Consider the following 19,386-nt stretch of genomic DNA (forward strand, 5'->3'; position numbering starts at 1 on the left):
AATAATTATGGAGAGTTACATGAGAAAAATAACGCTCACCCCCTATCAGACAATTTTTTATTATGAGTGGCTACAAGATCCCGATCGCAGCGATTACAATATGGTGATCGACAATACTATTGTCGGCGAAATAGACAAAAAAAAGTATAACGATAGTTTTGAACAGCTGCTTAACGAGCATTTTATTACCCGTCATAACATTGATGACGGGCCTGATGGAGCCTTTTGGATACCGAGAGAGCCCTTTTTCAATTTAGTCACCTATCACGACACCCCGTTAACCGATGAAGAAATTTATGCGTTAGTCTCTGCCCCCTTTGACTTAAGAAATGGTCCGCTGGTACGGATACATTTGATTTCTCTTGGGGAAGAACGATACCGTACATTGTTTATTTTTCATCATATTGTTGTCGATGGCATCAGTACCGAAGAGATCTGGGACAAATGGCGTAAACGCTATAATGGCATCGACTATCAGGTGCCATCGCTGCAAGATCAAGGGGCTATGCACCAACAGCTTTGCCATAATTTCGCCACGCTTCTGCAAGAAAAAGGCGAGCAAATGCGTGAGTTCTGGCGCGAGCGTCTGGGCGATCTTGAAGGCGTTGATTTACGCTTTTTACAAACAGGCCGCCAGCTTACAACCGTTGCAACCCGGCGTCAGATCAGCGAGTTACTGTTTGGTTTTGATGAAGATATCAGCCGACGCGTAAAGCTGTTACTGCGCAAGTATAAGTTGACCACTTACCTGTTTGGGCAAATGGTCATGGCACTGCTGTTACACAAAATGTCAGGGCAAAAAGCCGTTGCGCTCGCTTACCCGGTGGCGATCTCTGAAGGTAAGGAGCTGTTGTATGGCGCGCATATCAATACCTTGGCTATCGATTATCGCTTTGCGGATGATGCGACTATCCGTAGCGTTATTGCCAGTGTTCATCGTTATTACAAAGCATTAAAGCAGACAAAAGCCAAATATTTACCTGTCCATGAGATCCTGGCTTGTGGTGAGGCCACCGGTGTACTGGATGTCGCTTTTGCCCAAACTTTCCTGCGTGATCATCATACCCATTTTAGTGGCATCGTGGATGAGTCGGCCAATCACGACTTCCATATTGACCTGGTGAATGAACTGTTATTTGAACAGGAGGTGTTAGCGAGTGGTATCAACTATCGCGTCAGGTTTGATCGCAACGTCCTTGATGCCTCTTTGGTTGAGAATTTTATCGATCTGTATAAAGATCTGTTTATTAATACGCTTGATAAGCTGCTTGCAGGTGAAGTAGACACGCCAATAAAGACCATCACGCTGATTGCGCAGCCGCCACGCCACACCCAGCATGTATGCGCCGGGGCTAAAGTCCCTCAACATTCGATTGTCGAACAATTTGAGCGTATAGCCGCGACTTACCCAGCCCGCAACGCCGTTGTCTATGACAATCAAACACTGTCCTATCAACAGCTTAATCAACAGGCCAACCGTCTGGCTGATTACCTAAGATGTGAACTGCGGATCAAGAGCGGCGATTTCGTCGCCCTGTGCCTTGAAAAGTCGGCAGCAATGCCCGTATGTATTCTTGCCATACTCAAAACGGGGGCAGCGTATGTTCCGCTTAACCCTGGCGAGGCCGGGAACAGGTTAAGTTTTATTCTGCAGGACACACAAGCTAAAGCCATCTTGGGCGATAGCGCCAGCGTGAGCTATTTGAATCAGATTGCAGAGTTGCCACAGGTGCCGATTATTGCCGTTGATAACCCGCAGTTTCAGCGCGACCTGGTTGCTCAGCAGCAGTCAGAGAACCTTGATATCGCCATAAATTTGCACCAGTTAGCCTATATTATTTATACCAGCGGCACGACAGGTAAGCCAAAAGGCGTGATGATTGAACACGCGGGATTAATCAATCTGGCGCTGGTTCAGGGCGAAGCGTTTGGCTTGGCACCTGACGAGGAGTCGATAAAGCAATGTCTTTGGTATGCCGCCTATGTTTTTGATGCCCATGTCTCTGAGCTCTTTACGGCGATTGCCAATGGCCATGTGATACATATTTTGCCGGAAAATAAGCGCAAGGATTTTGACGCGTTAGCGGAATATATTGCCGATGCTCGCATTGATATTGCCACTATTCCCCCGGCATTATTGGATAAAAACTCCCTTTTAGCGCTCTCTACTCTGGTTGTTGCTGGTGAACCTTGTAATCGTGAGATTATGCAACGTTATCGTGCGCAGGGAACAACGGTTATCAACGCCTATGGCCCGACGGAAAGCAGTGTCTGTGCGACGTTGCACTATTACGAAAATGGCGATGGCAACCTCAATATCGGCCTGCCGCTACTGAATCTTGATGTGCATGTTTTAGATGAACACCTGGCACCTGTCCCCGTCGGTGTGATCGGTGAGCTTTATATCAGTGGCGTTGGCCTGGCCCGGGGTTATCTGAATGATACGCAGCAGACCGAGCGTGCCTTTATCGCCAATCCTTTCCAGAGCGACGAGCAAAAGCAGCGTAATGAAGCGACACGGCTGTATAAAACCGGCGATCTTGTCCGCCGCTTGGCCGACGGTCACATTGAGTATGTCGGCAGGCGAGACTCTCAGCTGAAGATCCGCGGTTTCAGAATTGAATTAAGCGAAATTGAAATGCAACTGGTGCAAATTCCGCAGATTATCCAATCGGCGGTTATTGCACATAGGCTCCCGACGGGAGCGCTGTCGTTAGTTGCCTACTATGTTGCGGATGTTGCCTTGGGCAAAGAGCAGATCATTGGGCACCTGGCGGATGCTTTGCCTGACTATATGATCCCGATGGCCTATGTTCATTTAACGGCGTTCCCGATGACGGTTAACGGTAAATTAAACCGTAAGGCGTTACCGCTGCCAGATCTGAGCGGGCAGGATGACTATGTCGCTCCTGCCGATGAGATGGAAATGGCGCTATGCCAGATCTATGGTGAGATATTAGGCCAGGCGCCGGGTCATGTCGGCGTTAATGACGATTTCTTTAAGCTGGGCGGCGACAGTATCAGCGCTATTCAGATGGTGAGAATGATCCGTCAAAGGCTAAAAGGGGCGGCCAGCGTCAAAGATATTTTTGACTGTAAAACCGTGCGTTTACTTGCCCGGAATATCGTGCTGGATGCCGATGAACATCACATCAAACATCTCTCCGAGTCGGGGATGTTGAGCGGCCCTGCGCAGTTGCTGCCGATCCAGCAGTGGTTCTTCGATCGTATCGATCAGGGGACTTTTGCCGCTTACCAGCACTGGAACCAATCCTTTGTGCTGGATGTTCCCCCGTTGGATATTGGCATACTCAACAAGAGCCTGGCGTTGTTATTTGCCTATCATGATGCCCTGAGACTGGTCTTTGCGCATGACAGTGATGGTGGTTACAGCCAGCACTACCAATCAGACGTCGGCGAAATACCGCTGTCGGTTATTGATGAACCCGTGGGTGCCGAGCAACAAATCGCGCTCTTTGATCGGTGGCAAAGTGAGTTTGATATCTTCGGCGGTAAGCTGTGCCATATTGGCTATATAAACAGTGAAAATGCGCCGCGGGCGAAGCTACATTTTGCTTTCCATCACCTGATTATGGATGCGGTAAGTTGGCATATCATCAAACAGGATCTGGAGAGGATTTATCGCGCGCTGGCAGGAAACGCGGCGGGTATTAGCGATCCCGTTGAGATTTTAGGTGATAAACCCACCAGTTATCGTCAGTGGGCTGCCCAGATACAGGATTATGCCAACCATCAGGGAGCCAATGAGGAAACGCTTTATTGGCGTACTGTGATTGGCGGTCTTGGTGACTATCGCCAACGGATAGCGCCGCTTTTCACCTCGCCATCCTTGAGCCAACGCGAGCTATCGTTAAACAAAACCTTAACGCAGCATCTGTTGGGCGGGGTGCATCATGTGTTCAATACCCAGGTCAACGATCTTCTGTTAGCGAGCTTTGTTGAGATCCTCAAAGAGTTTACCGGGCTGCATACCCAGTATCTGACGTTGGAAGGCCATGGCCGGGAAGCGCTCGATACCAGCGTTGATATCAACCGTACGGTAGGCTGGCTGACAACAATGTACCCGGTCCGCTTGAGTAGCGAGGGGGACTGGCGTCAACGGATCGTGACCGTCAAAGAGACCGTTGGCGGGATCCCGCGCCGGGGCGTTGGATTTGCGCCGTTGATGGGGTATGACGCCGACCAGCTGCCACCGGTTAGCTTTAACTATTTAGGGCGCTTTGATGAGGTGCAGCAGGAGGGATGGTGCTTCAGCCCTACAAACAGCGGACAAACCGTTGCGCATGAGAATGGTGAAGCGCATCTGCTCAGCGTCAACTGTGGTGTAGTTGGGGGGGAACTGAGAATACGCCTCTCCGGTTACCTGGCAGACGAAGTATTGCAACACCTGGCGAGCCGTTACCAGGGGGCGATTGCAGGCGTTATTGAGCGCCTGATGGCGGAAAGCCGCACTTATCTGACCGCGCGAGATATTGACGGGGTAATACCTCAAGCAACACTTGACGCTCTGCAGCGTGATACCGAGCTGGAGTCGGTGTATCTGGCCAATAGTTTGCAGGAAGGCTTTATTTACCACGCGCTATCGCAGGGTGAAGTCGACGATGCCTACCATACCCAGATGTTCTGGGACTATGACAATGCGCTCGATATCGCCTGTCTGAAGCAGGCATGGTTACATGCTCAGCAGCATTATCCAACGCTCCGCCTGCGGTTTAATTGGGATGAAGAGTTGGTGCAGATTGTTGATGCCCATGCTGCACTGAACTGGCATTTCTTTGATCTCAGTGGAAAAAGCGAGCACCAACAGCAAGCTTTCTTCTCTGATTTATCTGCCCAGGATCGAGCACGGCCTTACGATTTGTCGATCAGCGGGATCTTCCGTGTCTATGTGGTCAAAAATGCGGATGAACGTTACCGCTGCATTTTCAGCTGCCACCACGCCATCATGGATGGCTGGAGTAACCCGCTACTGATTGAAGCGGTGCATAAATTCTATCTGGCATTGTTGCGTGGTGAAACGTTGAAGCAGGAAGGTGACCACGGTTTCCACCAGGTTCAGCGCTATATACAGTCGAACAAAAGCGAGCATTTACCGTATTGGCGGGACTATCTGGCACCACAGGATGAACCCGAAGATTTAAATATCTTGCTGTGCGGGCAGGCGAAGCACGTTCAGTTAAATGAATATAAGCACATTAAAACGCCGAAAACACAGCAGTTGATGTTTGATGAACCTTGTTACCAACAGCTGAAATCGTTCACCGCCGAGAACGCGATAACCCTGAATGCGCTATTGCAATATTGCTGGCACAAAGTGCTCAGTATTTATTCTGGCAATGCGGCCAGCATCGTTGGCACGGTGGTTTCAGGCCGTAACCTGCCCGTGGATGGCGTGGATCAAACGGTAGGATTATTGATCAACACACTGCCGCTGATCGTCGATCATCAGGCTTCTGTGTCGATCCGCACGGCTATTCAAAACCTGCAGGACGCGATTAACGAGGCGAACACCCGCAGCCATGTCAATCTGGCTGAGCTACAACCGGCAGGTAAACGCCTGTTTAACTCTTTGTTCGTCTTTGAAAACTATCCGATGCCCAGTGGGGACATCGATAGCGATTTACGGCTACGTTTCGGCAGTGCTAACGAGAAGCAAGATTATCCGTTGGTGGTGACCGTGTTGGAACAGCAACATCTGGCGTTGAGCCTGCATTATGCCGGTGAACTGTTTGATGACGTGCTGATCGAACAACTGCTGAACACGATGAGGACGCTGGTAGAAAATATTGTTCAGGGTGCCTCTCAGTCTCAAACCGAGTTGCCTTATCTGCAGGCGGCGCAGTATCAAACGATGATCCACCAGTGGAATGATACCCGCAGGCCCTACGAGCATGATAAAACCCTCGCCGCACTGTTTGAAGCTCGCGTGGCCGCCTCACCAGACAACATCGCCGTAGAATTTAACGACGTGGTGTTAACGTACGCACAGTTAAATCAACAGGCGAACCGGCTAGCGCATTATTTGCAGCAATGTTGCCAGCTACGCGCCAACGATCTCGTGGGTCTCTATCTTGAGCGCAGTGAGCAGTTGGTCATTGGCATTCTGGCCATACTGAAAGCGGGCGCGGCCTATGTGCCGATGGATCCAGATTCCCCCGATGAGCGCAATGGCTATATTATTGCGGATGCCAAGGTAAAAGCGGTGCTTTGCCAACGACAGGCTTTGCAAAGGCTAGACCAGATGGCACCCGGCACCATGCTTATCCCTCTTGATGCACCGGAAACCACCGCGCGTTTGGCGCGCTGTGCAACAGATAACCCATGCAGCAATACCGGCCCCCACGATCTGGCGTATGTCATTTATACCAGTGGCACGACGGGATATCCTAAAGGGACGTTGATAGAGCAACGCTGTGTGAACCGGCTGGTGATTAATCCCAATTATGTTGAGATCGGTGAACAGGATCGCATTCTTGGCATTTCAGGCTATCAGTTTGATGCCTCCATTTATGACATCTTTGGGGCGTTGTTAAATGGCGCCGCGTTGGTGATTGCCGATAAGCCAAATATCCTGGACTTAGACCGTCTCTCTCAGCTTATTGTCGATCGTCAGATCAGCAATTTCTTTGCCACGACCGCCTTCTTTAATACGCTGGTGGATGCTGAACTGCCTGGTTTGCAGCAGTTGAACTACCTGCTGTTCGGTGGTGAGCAGGTGTCCGTTAACCATGTTAATCGTTTTAGAGCGCTTTATCCGCAGGTCAAGTTGGTGCATGTTTACGGGCCGACGGAAACGACAACCTACGCCACGGCCTATTTGACCAATACGGCGTCGCAGGCGTTTGATTACACCGTTCCCATCGGTCAGCCAATCAGTAATACCCAGCTGTATATACTCGATGAACAGTTGCGCCCCGTCCCACAGGGCGCGATTGGTGAGCTGTATATCGGTGGCGCTGGCGTTGGGCGCGGCTATCTGAACAATCCGCAGGCGACAGCGGATGCGTTTATTGCCAATCCGTTCCGCAGCGATGCCGAACGCAGCCGTGGTGAAAATGCCCGCCTTTATAAAACCGGGGATCAAGGCCGTTACCTGCCGGACGGTAACATCGAATATCTGGGCCGCAATGACTTCCAGGTCAAGATCCGTGGCTTCCGTATTGAGCTGGGGGAGATCGAAGCCCGGCTGATCGACCATCCTGCCATCCAGCAGGCACTGGTCCTGGCGAGCGAGAATCCGGCGGGGCATACCCATCTGACGGCATACTACGTTGCACAGGATCCCTTGGAGCAAGATGAGTTGCACGCCCATCTGCAACAGGTTCTGCCGGACTACATGGTGCCGTCTGCCCTGGTTCACCTGCTGTCGCTACCGATGACCGTCAACGGCAAGGTTGATCGTGCCGCCTTGCCGGTCCCGACGTTTGAGGCGCAGGCAGATCGGGTAGCACCAGAGACGGCGACCGAGCAGCAACTGGCCGAGGTCTTCGCCGAGCTGCTCGCCCTCCCGCAGGACAGCCTCAGCGTGCTGGACGACTTCTATCGCCTGGGGGGCAACAGTATCCTGGCGATCAAACTGGTGGGCCGTTTGACCCGCGCGTTAGAAAAAAGTGTGCATGTCTCTGACCTGTTCCGCCTGAGATCCATCCGTGCACTGGCGGCATTTATTGATAATACCGCGCAGGGTAGTCAGATCATCCAGGCACCGTCGATCGCCCGGCCTGAGGAACAGCGGCTGTCGTTTGCCCAGGAGCGCCTGTGGTTTATCGACCGTTATGAAGAAGGCAGCAACGCCTACAACGTCCCGCTTACGCTCAAGCTGCAGGCCGGTACCGATCCGCAGAAAGTGGCACAGGCCCTGATGAAGGTGGTTGACCGGCACGAAGTGCTGCGCACCCTGATCCTGTGTGACGACGACGGGCAGGGGTATCAACATATTCTGCCAGCAGAGACATTCTCACTGACCCTACCGCACGAAACATGCGACAGCGTGCAGGCGTTGCATGCGCGGCTGCATGAGCATCAGCACCGGGTATTTGATCTGGCGCAGGAGTGCCCAATTGCAGCCAGCAGTTATACGCTGGCGGGGAGCCACTACTTCAGCATCGTCATTCACCATATCGCGTTTGACGGCTGGTCGGTGGATCTGCTGTTAAAAGAGTTGCTGCACTATTACCGCGTGTTCACCGGAGAGGCCAGCAATGAACTCCCGGCCCCGCCGGTGCAGTACCGGGAATTTGCGCTGTGGCAGCGCCAACACCTGCAAGGTGCCACACTGGACAAGCAACTGGCCTACTGGCATGGGCAACTGGCGGACCATGAACCACTCAACCTGCCGACGGACCATGTGCGCCCACTGCAATTGGATTACCGTGGCGACGATATCACCTTCCAGCTGGATGCGGCGACCAGTGCCGAGCTGCGGGCGTTGGCTGCCTCGTTGAACGTCAGCCTGTATACGGTACTGCTGAGCGGCTATTACCTGCTGCTGGGGGTTTACAGTAATCAGCAGGATATCGTATTGGGGACACCGATAGCGGGCAGGCATTACCCGGGGGTGGAAGACACCCTGGGCCTGTTCGTCAATACGCTGGTCCTCAGACGGCAGATAGACGTCAGCCAAACGGTCAGAGAATTTATTGGCGAAACAGGCCAACAGGTCAGTGAAGCGCATACCCATCAGGATCTGCCTTTCGAAAAGCTGGTTGAAGTGCTGAAAACGGAAAAAGACAGTTCAAGGCACCCGATCTTCCAGGTGATGTTCAGTCTCCAATCGTTTGGCGCAGCAGGACGTACCGAAGGAGAAAGCCTGTTCGAGCAGTATGACGCGCAAGAAGGGGCGTATCGGGCAGCGAAGTTCGATTTGACCGTGATGCTGGACGACAGTGAAGAGACGATCGGTGGCGTCTTCAACTATGCGACGGCCCTGTTCAACGGGCAAACGATGCGGAACTACATTGCGACCTATCAGCATATCCTGCGCCAACTGGGTACGCTGTGCAGGCAGGGGCGTTCCCTTGCGGAGCTCCAGTATCTGGATACGGCGCAATACGAGCAAATCATCTGCCAGGGGAACCGCACCGAATGCGACTACCCACGGGATATGACGATCCACGAAATGTTCGAGGCGCAGGTAGCAAGAACCCCAGAGAATATCGCACTGGTGTTTGAGGGGGGGAGCCTGACCTATCGGCAGTTGAATGAACGCGCCAACCGGTTGGCGGCTTACTTGAGAGCGCAGTTTGTTTTACAACCGGACGATCTGATCGGGCTTTGCCTGGAAAGATCGGAGCGCATGATCGTGAGTATCCTGGCGGTGTTGAAGGCCGGTGCCGCCTATGTACCGCTTAGCCCCGATATGCCCGCGGAGAGAATGCTCTGGACGATAGAAAATATTCATTCCCGCGTTATTCTGACGGAGTTGGGCACGCAAGAGGCGCTGGCCAAGCTGATTGATCCACAGAAGACGGCGCTGCTGTGCGTGGACGATCCTGAGTTGATAACGCGGGCTGCGAGCCACCAGGTGGTTAATGTGGCAACCCAAACCAAACCTGACAATCTGATTTATGTCATCTATACCAGCGGGACGACGGGAACCCCTAAAGGGGTGATGATTGAGCATCATTCTGTCGCCAATCTTGTGGAGGCGCAACGGAGTATCTTTGGCACTGAGATCTGCCAGGTTGGAGAGCCGACAAAAAGTTACCTTTTCTATTCAAACTATACCTTTGACGCGCATGTTCTGGATGTGTTCAGCCCGTTGCTGACCGGCCATTGCTTACATGTCTTGTCTAAAGAGATACGTTTGAATTTCGGTGCGCTTGCTGCCTACATTAAACAACATGCCATTGATATCGGCTTTGTGCCCCCTGCGCTGCTAAATAACAATGAAACACTGGGGCTTTCCACGCTAATCCTGGGAGGGGAGGTGGCCAGTAGCAGCGTGATGGAGCGCTATAGCGCTCAGGGGGTAAAAGTAGTTAACTGCTATGGCCCAACGGAAACCACGGTCTTTGTCACCAGGAACGTTTACCAAACGGGCGATAGCAATACCATCATTGGCCGGCCAATAGGCAATGCTGACGCTTATATTCTGGACGGTTGTCTACGGCCGCTCCCTGCGGGTGCCGTGGGTGAGCTCTATATCAGTGGGGACTGTGTAGGCCGTGGTTATTTAAATAACCCTGAGGCGACTCATCAGGCGTTTATCGTCAATCCATTGCAAAGTGATGAAGATAAAGCTCGAGGACGTCACGATCGGCTGTATAAAACGGGCGATTTAGTCCGTTACCTGAACGACGGCAAGATTGACTATATTGGGCGTAATGATGCCCAGGTGAAGATCCGTGGCTTCAGGATCGAATTGGCCGAAATCGAAAGTTGTCTGACCCAATATCCACAGATTGAACAGGTAGTGGTCCTGGCGCTGGAGCATGACTCGGGGCAAAAGTACCTGGTGGCCTATTATGTTGCGCCAGACGCATTGCCAGCAGATGTGCTATCTGAGCATCTGCAACAGCGTTTACCCGCCTATATGATCCCTACGGCGTTTGTTCATTTAACGGCATTGCCGATGAACATGAACAATAAGTTGGATCGCAAAGCCTTACCTCTGCCGATATTAACGGATGAGGCGAACTACGTGGCCCCAGCCAACGAGAGTGAAATGCTGATCTGCCGCGTATTTGCGGAGGTATTACAGCTTAAGGATTATGCGGTAGGGATCACCGATGATTTCTTCCGCTTGGGCGGGGACAGTATCAGCAGTATCCAACTGGCGAATAAACTCAAAAAGTTATCTGGCCACCATCTCACGGTGAAAGACATCTTTGCCCACAGAACGGCCAAAGCATTGAGCACTTATCTGCTGCAACGTCAGGGGGACAATTTGCCGGTTATCCAGTCAGAGGCGGGCATGCTGGCGGATGAGCTACCCTTGGCGCCGATCCAGCGCTGGTTCTTCCAGGCCGTTGAGTCGGGGAAATTGCCTGATGCTGGGCATTGGAACCAGGCATTTATGGTTAAAGTGCCAACGTTAAACGTTGAGTTACTGCGTTTGAGCGTGGCTAAACTGGTTGAATACCATGACATTTTGCGTGCCGTTTACCCGAAAGATGCCGCTGTCGGCCACTACCGTCAAACGATAGCAACGTTACCATTTGATGCGATCAATCAACAGGATTTCACAGCCGTTCAGCTCGATGCGCAGTTGACGGCCTGGCAGAACCGTTTTTGCCTGGCAGAAGGGCCACTGTTCCATATCGGTTATATTACAGGCTACGCTGACGAGACTGCGCGTATCCATGTAGCGGTACACCATCTCAATATTGATGCGGTCAGCTGGCGGATTATTAACCATGACTTACGCACGCTTTACCTGTTCTTTGCAGCACAAAGCGATAACCTTGATGCGACGGCTGATGCGCAAACTATCCTGGGCCCGAAAGGCACGAGTTACCGCCAATGGGTCAACTCACTGCAAAACTACCCAGCCGTTGCCGTGAACAACCATAGGGATGAGAGGCACTACTGGGAGAACCTGACCACGGATGTGGACGCCTGGCACCAGCGTTTGGACGCCCATCGCGTGGGGACGCTCAATCGTACGATGATAAGCCTGTCGCAACAGCAAACCGGTTGTCTGTTGCGAGACCTTCATCATGTTTATCACACAGAGGTGAACGACATTCTGCTGACCGTACTGGCGGATGCGTTGTCGCAGGTGGTTGGCGGTGACAGCCAGTATGTCCTGCTGGAAGGGCATGGCAGAGAGGCGATGTTTGACGATGTGGATATCAATAATACCGTCGGTTGGTTTACCTGCATGTATCCGGTCAATCTGCGTATTGAGCATCGTGACCTTGTACGCAATTTACCGTTGATTAAAGACAGGCTGCGAACCCCTCCTCACCATGGCTTAGGCTATGGCGTGTTGGTTGGCTATGATGCGCAGGCATTGCCGGCAGTGAGCTTCAACTACCTTGGCCAGTTTGATGGTGATGAACGGGATGGCGAGTGGGCGTTTGTTCAGGAATCTACGGGGTCGGCATTATCAGCGAATAACCGCACAACGGACTTTTTAGCGCTGAATGGCGGTGTGCTCAATGGTCAATTACAGTTCCTGGTCGAGGGTGATCTCAGCCCGGAACAGCTCGAACTGTTCGCCACGACTTATCGCCAGCGGTTAATCCAGTTGATCGATGAGCTTAAACGGTCATCTCGCTCTTATCTCACCGAGTCTGATGTTAATGGCGTGGTCTCCGGTGAATTGTTAGCGCACCTCCAGCAGGATGAAGAGGTGGCGGCGATTTATCCGGCTAACAGCCTGCAGCAAGGATTTATTTATCATTACGTACTGCAAGGCGACATCGACAACGCCTATCGTACGCAAATGGTCTGGCACTATCGCAATGCGTTGGATGTCGAGCTGTTAAAACGGGCGTGGCAATGCAGCCAGGCGAAATATCCGGCGCTGCGGCTAAGATTCTCCTGGCAGGAAGAGTTTGTGCAGATTGTCGATAAGCAAGGCACCTTTGGTTGGCAGTTTATCGATATCAGTGAGCAGGACGAACGTGCACGAGCAAGCACCGTGGCTGAACTCATCAAGCAGGATCAGCAGACCCATTTCGATTTGTCTGCTAGCGGGTTATTCCGGCTGTATATCGTTAAGTGCGCGGCCGAACACTACATTTGTCTGTTTAATAACCATCACGCGATTCTGGACGGCTGGAGCCTGCCGATCTTGCTTAACGACGTGCACCAAAATTATCTGGCCCTGCAACAGGGAAGCGCGCCGGAGCAAGCCGCAGATCAAAGTTATCTGGAGGCGCAGGCATTGCTACAGACGGTTAGCCAGGAAACCGAGCAGTTCTGGCAAAACTATCTGGGTGGCTTGGAAGTGCAAGAGAATCTCACCGGCCTGCTAAAGCCTGAGATGAAGCACGTCAATTTAAGTGAATATAAACACTTACAAGACCCTCAGAGCGTGTCGACCGCATTGGCCGGTGAGCTTTATCACGGGCTGAAGGCGCTCTCGCGGCAGCATGGCGTGACGTTGAATGCGCTGATGCAGTATTGCTGGCACCAACAGCTCAGCCTTTATAGCCACGCGGACGTGACGATTGTGGGCATGACGGTGTCTGGCCGTAATCTGCCGGTGGAGGAGATAGAGCGCTCTGTTGGGTTATATATCAATACGTTGCCTGTCGTTCTGGCACATACCGATGAGGCGATCATCGACAATGTCAAACGCCTGCAGGCCCATATTAATGACATCAATAGCTACAGCAATATCAGCCTGATCACACTGCAAAAGGCGGGGGTACGTCTGTTCAACTCGCTATTCGTGTTTGAAAACTATCCGGTGCCTGCCGATAACGGCGAGAGCCTGTTCAAACTCGAGTTTGAGGACAGTGATGAAAAACTGGATTACCCGCTGGGCATCATGGTGTACGAACAGGATGGACGGATTGAGTTCAAGATCAACTATGCGGGCGAGCTGTTCAGCCGTTCGGCCATTGAAGGCGTGCTGCAGGGAATTCGGCTCACCGTACAGCAGTTGATCGCGGACCCGGCCATGGCTCCCCAGGCGTTATCGCTGCTGACGAAGGAGGACTATACGCAGCTGGTAGCAAACCAGCCGCGGGTTCAGGTTGCCGTGGAGCGGAATAAACTGGTCGGTCAGATGTTTGAAGAGCAGGCTGCCAGAACGCCGGATGCTTTGGCGTTGGTATATCAGGATACTCGGTTGACGTATCGCGAGTTAAATCAGCGGGTGAACCAGTTGGCGGCTTACCTGCAGGCGAACTTTGCGATACAGCCTGACAGCGCGATTGCCCTCTATTTTGATAAGTCGACCCATATGGTCATTGCCATGCTGGCCGTGCTCAAGGCCGGGGCGGCCTATGTCCCGATTAGCCCTCAGGCACCGTTGGAGCGCTTGAGTCTGCTGGTTGACGACGTTAAACCGGTGTTGATCCTGACGCAGCAGCATTATGATGCACGCATCGCTGGCTGTGGTTTCCCTCTGCTGGATATTGATAACCCGCAATTGGCCAACAGGCTGGCGCAGCTCGACGACAGCAATGTACCGTCACGCACGCAGCCAGACGATTTGGCTTATATCATCTTTACCAGCGGAACCACTGGCCGGCCAAAAGGGGTGATGATTGAACATCACTCGTTAATCAACCTGGCGCAAGGGCAGTCAGACCTGCTAGGTATGCCTACGGGCTATGAGCAGGCTGCCAGGCTAAACACGTTGTGGTACTCGGAATATGTTTTCGATGCCCATGCGCTGGATGTTTTCTGTGCCTTGTTGAATGGCCATTGCCTACATATTCTGGCAGAACACCAACGTCTCGACTTTATCGCGCTCTCTGCCTATATCAGGGATCACGCTATCGATTTCGCCTTTATTCCTCCGGCGTTACTGGCACAAAATGAACTTCTGGAACTGTCCACGCTGGTCGTTGGTGGGGAGTGTATCGATGCGGCGATGATTGACCGCTACTGTGAGGCCGGAGTCCGTTTGATCAACGGTTACGGGCCTAGCGAAACCACCGTTTGGGCGACGGCGCGGATCTATCAACCTGGTGATGCCAATACCAATATCGGCAAGGCGATCAACAACGTTTGCGTCTATCTGCTGGATCGTCACCTACGCCCCGTCCCACAAGGTGCGATTGGTGAGTTGTATATCGGCGGTGCTGGCGTTGGACGCGGCTATCTGAATAACCCGCAGGCGACAGCGGACGCGTTTATTGCCAATCCGTTCCGCAGCGATGCCGAACGCAGCCGTGGTGAAAACGCCCGCCTTTACAAAACCGGGGACCGGGGCCGTTACCTGCCGGACGGTAATATCGAATACCTGGGCCGCAATGACTTCCAGGTCAAGATCCGTGGCTTCCGTATTGAGCCGGGGGAGATCGAAGCCCGGCTGATCGAGCATCCTGCCATCCAGCAGGCACTGGTCCTGGCGAGCGAGAATCCGGCGGGGCATACCTATCTGACGGCGTACTACGTCGCGCAGGCCCCCTTGGAACAGGAGACGTTGCGCGCCCATCTGCAACAGGTTCTGCCGGACTATATGGTGCCGTCGGCCCTGATTCACCTGCTGTCGCTACCGATGACCGTCAACGGCAAGGTTGATCGTGCCGCCTTGCCGGTCCCGACGTTTGAGGCGCAGGCAGATCGGGTAGCACCAGCGACGGCGACCGAGCAGCAACTGGCCGAGGTCTTCGCCGAGCTGCTCGCCCTCCCGCAGGACAGCCTCAGCGTGCTGGACGACTTCTATCGCCTGGGGGGCAACAGCATTCTGGCGATCAAGCTGGTGGGCCGTTTGACCCGCGCGTTAGAAAAAAGTGTGCATGTCTCTGACCTGTTCCGCCTGAGATCCATCCGTGCGCTGGCGGCATTTATTGATAATACCGCGCAGGGTAGCCAGATCATCCAGGCACCGTCGATCGCCAGGCCTGAGGAACAGCGGCTGTCGTTTGCCCAGGAGCGCCTGTGGTTTATCGACCGTTATGAAGAAGGCAGCAACGCCTACAACATCCCGCTGACGCTCAAGCTGCAGGCCGGTACCGATCCGCAGAAAGTGGCACAGGCCCTGATGAAGGTGGTTGACCGGCATGAAGTGCTGCGCACCCTGATCCTGTGTGACGACGACGGGCAAGGGTATCAACGGATCCTGCCAGCTGAGACATTCTCACTGAGCATATCGCACGAAACATGCGACAGCGTGCAAGCGCTGCATGCGCGGCTGCATGAGCATCAGCACCGGGTGTTTGATCTGGCGCAGGAGTGCCCAATTGCAGCCAGCAGTTATACGCTGGCGGGGAGCCACTACTTCAGCATCGTCATTCACCACATCGCGTTTGACGGCTGGTCGGTAGATCTGCTGTTAAAAGAGTTGCTGCACTATTACCGCGTGTTCACCGGAGAGGCCAGCCATGAACTCCCGGCCCCGCCAGTGCAGTACCGGGAATTTGCACTGTGGCAGCGCCAACACCTGCAAGGTGCCACGCTGGACAAGCAACTGGCCTACTGGCATGGGCAACTGGCGGACCATGAGCCGCTCAACCTGCCGACGGACCATGTGCGCCCACTGCAATTGGATTACCGTGGCGACGATATCACCTTCCAGCTGGATGCGGCGACCAGTGCCGAGCTGCGGGCGTTGGCTGCCTCGTTGAACGTCAGCCTGTACACGGTACTGCTGAGCGGCTATTACCTGCTGCTGGGGGTTTACAGTAACCAGCAGGATATCGTGTTGGGGACACCGATAGCGGGCAGGCATTACCCGGGGGTGGAAGACACCCTGGGCCTGTTCGTCAATACGCTGGTCCTGAGAAGGCAGATAGACGTCAGCCAAACGGTCAGAGAATTTATTGGCGAAACGGGGCAGCAGGTCAGTGAAGCGCATACCCATCAGGATCTGCCTTTTGAAAAGCTGGTGGAAGTGCTGAAAACGGAAAAGGACAGTTCAAGGCACCCGATATTCCAGGTGATGTTCAGTCTCCAATCGTTTGGCGCAGCAGGACGTACCGAAGGAGAAAGCCTGTTCGAGCAGTATGATGCGCAAGAAGGGGCGTATCGGGCGGCGAAGTTCGATTTGACCGTGATGATGGACGACAGTGAAGAGGCGATCGGTGGCGTCTTCAACTATGCGACGGCCCTGTTCAACGGGCAAACGATGCGGAACTACATTGCGACCTATCAGCATATCCTGCGCCAACTGGGTACGCTGTGCAGGCAGGGGCGTTCCCTTGCGGAGCTCCAGTACCTGGATACGACGCAATACGAGCAAATCATCTGCCAGGGGAACCGCACCGAATGCGATTACCCACGGGATATGACGATCCACGAAATGTTCGAGGCACAGGTCGCAAGAACCCCAGAGAATATCGCACTGGTGTTTGAGGGCGTGAGCCTGACCTATCGGCAGTTGAATGAACGGGCTAACCGCTTGTCGGTTTACTTGAGAGAACGCTTTGCTGTCCGCACTGGCGATCTGGTGGCGTTGTGTTTAAACCGCTCTGAGTATATGCAGGTCGCGATACTGGCCATTCTCAAGGCGGGGGGCGCTTACGTACCACTGGATCCGCTGGCACCGGATGACCGGGTGAGCTACATGCTGGACAACGCCGGTATTGATATCATCTTGACGGCACACCCCGGCGATGAGAAAGCCGCTGCCCTAGCGGCAACCGGCCGAACCGTTATTGATGTCGCCGATCGGGAAACGTCAGCTGATATTGCCCGCTACCCAGGCGAAAACCAGCCTTCATCGGTGCGGTCTACCGATTTGGCTTACATCATCTATACCAGCGGGACCACGGGCAATCCTAAAGGCGTCATGCTAGAGCATCACAGTGTGATCAACCGTATTGTCTGGATGCACAAGCAATATCCGATCACTGCGCAGGATCGTATCTTGCAAAAGACCAACTACACCTTCGATGTTTCAGTGTGGGAGCTTTTCTGGGCTAACTGGTTCGGGGCCTGTACCGTTTTTGCCTCGCAGGAGGCCTATAAAGATAATGTCTATCTGGCAGAACTGATTGAACAGCAACAGGTCACGACGCTCCATTTCGTTCCTTCAATGCTGTCGGCATTCCTTGAAACCCTGGAAGGGCAGAGTGCGTTGCAGGCAAAACTGGGCAGCCTTAACTACCTGTTTTGCAGCGGAGAGGCGTTAAACGTGGGGGAAGTCAGAAAATGCCAGCGCTTACTGCCGCATTGCCAGATCCACAATCTCTATGGCCCAACGGAAGCGACGGTGGATGTGCTGTTCTACGACTGTAACGCACGCTCCATCAAGGATGTGTTAATCGGTAAGCCGATCGACAATACTTCCGCCTACGTGCTGAATGCACAAATGCAACCCATTCCACCGGGGGCTATTGGCGAGTTATTCATTGGTGGCGTCGGTGTTGCTAGAGGTTACGTGAATAATAAGCCATTGACGGATAAGGTTTTCCTGAGTAACCCATTCCAGAACAGTGAGGAAAAGCGACGGGGTTACAATGGCAGGATGTATAAAACCGGCGACGTGGTACGCTATTTAGCCGATGGCAATATCCAATATCTGGGCCGTAATGATTTCCAGGTTAAAGTGCGCGGTTACCGTATTGAACTGGGCGAGATCGAGACGCGCCTGGCCAGCTATCCGGACGTGAATCATGCGGTGGTGATCGCCAGTGAGCGTGGCAGCAACGATAAATATCTGGTGGCTTATTATGTTGCCGCGCAGGAAATTTCCACCGAAAAGCTATGCGCTCATCTGCGGGAAACCCTGCCAGATTATATGGTACCTGGCGTATTCGTTCATTTGACGGCGCTGCCGGTGACCTCCAACGGTAAGCTGAACAGAAGGTTGTTACCTGAGCCGCAAATAACCCATTCCGTGACCTACGTGGCGCCGGATAACAAGGTTGAAAAAACGCTGTGTGAGTTACTCGCCGATACGCTGCAAGTTTCCTTTGAGGCAATCAGCATGGAGGATAACTTCTTTGCGTTGGGCGGCAACAGCATCCTGGCGATGAGGTTGAACAACCGGATTAACCAGGTGCTGAGGGTTAAAATACGTCTGCTTGATATTATCAATGCGCGCACCCTAAGCGAGTTATCGCAAGCCATTGCACAGGCTCAGGGGAAGTCCTTTGAGGTGATAGTGCCATTTAGTACGGTAACGCAAAAACCACAGATGTTTATGGTTCACCCTGGGATGGGGAACTGTTCGGTCTACCAATCCTTGGCCAATAGGTTGAGTGAGCGTTACTGCTGTTATGGGGTTGACTCATATAACTTCTATCACGAGCAGAAGGTCGAGCGGCTTGATGAATTGGCACGTTTCTATCTGGAGCATATCGATCGCGTGCTTGATATCACCCAACCGGTCACTTTATTAGGCTGGTCGTTGGGCGGGAAGATTGCACTGGAGATCGCGGCCAATTTAGAAGCGCGTGGGGTTAAGGCGATCACTGTCTATCTGCTGGATACCTGGTTGTTAAGCGAAGATCATTATCTGCGTAATGATTCATCCTTTAACCTGGACTCTATGATGGAGCGGTTACAAATCCCACATTATTTAAGACATAATGTCGAATCGGTTGCCATAAGCGATAAGGTGTTGAATGCACAGCCACTTTCTGCCGTGTTAAAACATACGCAGATCGTGCTGTTTAAGGCGACAGAGGAGATAGATAATGAGGAATACCAGCAATATCGGTTTAACAACATTGATACTGGTGTTGAAAATATCGCCCAACTACAGCTGTTTGAAATAGCAGCCAGTCACTTTACCTTGCTAGAAAGGGAGGATGAGTTGATTAGCCATATCCGCTAATTCTTTCTTGGCGC

General features: G+C 52.9%; 1 protein-coding gene. It reads left to right on the forward strand.

The window, feature by feature from the left end:
- The first annotated feature begins 19 nt into the window (after positions 1–19).
- Positions 20–19,372: a non-ribosomal peptide synthetase gene (locus N6G83_RS49250; protein ID WP_260524233.1), complete on the forward strand. Its 19,353-nt coding sequence runs from the start codon at positions 20–22 to the stop codon at positions 19,370–19,372.
- The last annotated feature ends 14 nt before the right edge of the window (positions 19,373–19,386 follow it).

The organism is Serratia sp. PL7, assembly GCF_945957435.1.